The 2,483-nt window shown below is 75.7% G+C and carries 2 protein-coding genes; both read left to right on the plus strand.

Features of this window, described 5'->3' with window-relative positions:
- Positions 1-346 (plus strand): hypothetical protein (locus H5J33_RS30985; RefSeq protein WP_220212911.1); only part of this gene is annotated, 346 nt, incomplete at its 5' end.
- A complete protein-coding gene (locus H5J33_RS30990) occupies positions 343-2,382 on the plus strand; it encodes a glycosyltransferase (protein ID WP_181798085.1) in 2,040 nt (679 codons plus the stop codon). The genes H5J33_RS30985 and H5J33_RS30990, both read left to right, overlap by 4 nt.
- Positions 2,383-2,483 lie beyond the last annotated feature (101 nt).

Raw genomic sequence — 2,483 nt, forward strand, 5'->3', positions numbered from 1 at the left:
CCGCCCCGCCGAGGTGGTCGTGCCCGACCCGGCCGGCCTGGAGGAACTCGACGCCGCGGGCGTCGCGGTGCGCACCGGGCCGCCCACCGCGGCCTGGGTCGCCGACTGGACCGACCTCACCGAGGACCGCCCGGACACCCTGCTGCTGGACCTGATGTGCGCCCAGGAGTACTCGGGCGCCGACGCGCTGGGCCACGCGGCGGACGGCGCCGACTACACCTTCGTCCCCGGGCTGCGCCGACCGCTGCTGGTCCGCCGGTCCCTGCACCTCTCGGGCGCCCCGCCCGCGAGCTGGTGCGGGCGGGGCCACCGGCTGTTCGCCGTGCGCGGGAAGGAGCCGTCATGAGCCGAGTGATCCGGGCCCTGGTCTACGGCGACGTGGACCTCAACCTCATCGACGGCTCCGCCGTCTGGGCCCAGTCGACCGTGCAGGCGCTGTCCCTGGCCGGGTGCGAGACCCGGCTGGTGCTCAAGTCGCCGGTGCTGACCGGCCGGCTGACCGACCCGCTGGCCGGCCTGCCCGGGGTGAGCGTGGTCAGGCCCGCCGAGGAGCGCCTCGTCCCCGGGCAGGCCGGCCGGCCGCTGTCCCCGGTGCAGGCCTCGCGGCTGCTCACCGGGCTCGACCGGGACGAGCCCTGCGACCTGATCGTGCTGCGCGGCCGCCGCATCGTCGGCCAGGCCGTCGCCGACGGCCACTTCGACGGGCGGATCTGGGCCTACCTCACCGACATCCCGCAGTCCGCCGCCGCGATGACCGAGCGGGCCCGCACCGAACTCGGCCGCATCGCCGCCGCCTCCCGGCTGCTGCTGTGCCAGACCGAGGAGCTGCGCTGCTTCCTGGAGACCTGGGTGCCCGAGGCCTGCGGCCGCAGCGTGCTCTGCCCGCCCGCCGCGCCCGAACCCGGCTTCCCCGTGCCGGACCACGACCGGCCGCACGACCCGCTGCGGCTCGTCTACACCGGCAAGTTCGCCCCGCTGTGGAACACCCTGCCCATGACCCGGCTGCCCGCCCTGCTGGCCGAGCGGGGCATCCGGGCCGAACTCCACACCGTCGGCGACAAGATCCACGAGGACCCCGGCCACCCGGAGTTCCACGAGGCCATGTACCGGGCCCTGCACGGCTCGGCCCCCGGCGTCCGGCACCACGGCGGGCGGCCCCGCGAGGAGGCCATGCGGATCGCCGCCGGCTGCGACCTCGGGCTCGGCTGGCGCGACCCCCGGCTCGACGCCAGCCTCGAACTGTCCACGAAGGTACTGGAGTTCGGTGCCCTCGGCCTGCCCGTCGTGCTCAACCGCACGCCCGCGCACGAGGCGCTGCTGGGCAGCGACTACCCGCTCTACGTGCCCGGCCGCGCCGACACCGAGGACGCCGCCGAGGCCGTGGCCCGCGCCGCCCGCGACCCGGAGGCCCGCCGGCTCGCGGCCGGCCGCTGCCGCGACGCCGCGAGCCGGTACACCCTGACGGCCGCCGCCGGACGCTGGCGCGCCCACCTGGACCGGGTCTTCCCGTCCGCGCCCCGCGCCGTCGCCCGCCGCCCCCGCCCGCTGCGGATCGGCGTCGCCGGCCACGACCTGAAGTTCCTCACCCGGCTGCTGGACCACTTCCGCGCCCTGCCCGGGTTCGACGTCCGCGTGGACGCCTGGCCCGCGCTGGCCCGGCACGACCAGGCCGCGAGCCGCGACCTCGCCGACTGGGCCGATGTGGTGGTCGTCGAGTGGTGCGGCCCGGCGGCCGTCTGGTACAGCCGCCACAAACGGCGCGGCAGCCGGCTGGTGATCCGCCTGCACCGCTTCGAACTCGACGCCGAATGGCCGCGGCAGGTCGACATCGACGCCGTCGACCGGGTCGTCTGCGTCAGCCCCTACTACGCCCGCCGCACCCTGGAGCGCACCGGCTGGCCCGCGGACAAGGTCGTCACCGTGCCCAACTGGGTGGACGCCGACCAGCTCGACCGGCCCAAGGCGCCCGGCGCCCGGTTCCGGCTCGGCATGATCGGCATCGCGCCCAGCCGCAAACGCCTGGACCTCGGCCTGGACGTCCTCGAACTGCTGCGGGCCGAGGACCGGCGCTGGCAGCTGTCGGTCAAGTCCAAGCCGCCGTGGGAGTACTGGTGGATCTGGAACAAGCCGGAGGAACGCGCGCACTACGAGGCGATCCTGCGCCGCGTCCAGACTTCCCCGCTGCTCGAAGGGGCCGTCGTCTTCGACGACTTCGGCGCCGATGTGCCCACCTGGCTGCGCCGCGTCGGGCATGTGCTGTCCACCAGCGACGACGAGTCCTTCCACCTCGCCCCGGCCGAGGGCATGGCCTCCGGCGCCGTGCCGCCCACCTCGCGCCAGGTGACATCGCCTGCGTACGCGATGACGTGGGCGGCTTCGTAGACCTGGCGCAGCAGGGTGTCGGCGTCGAGCAGGCCCAGCTCGGCGGCCACCTGGTCCTGTTCCTGGAGGGCGAGCCGGTCGGTGGCGCGGCCGGTGGCCAG

Origin of the sequence: Streptomyces sp. WELS2, assembly GCF_013870595.1 — a bacterium.
GTDB lineage: Bacteria > Actinomycetota > Actinomycetes > Streptomycetales > Streptomycetaceae > Streptomyces.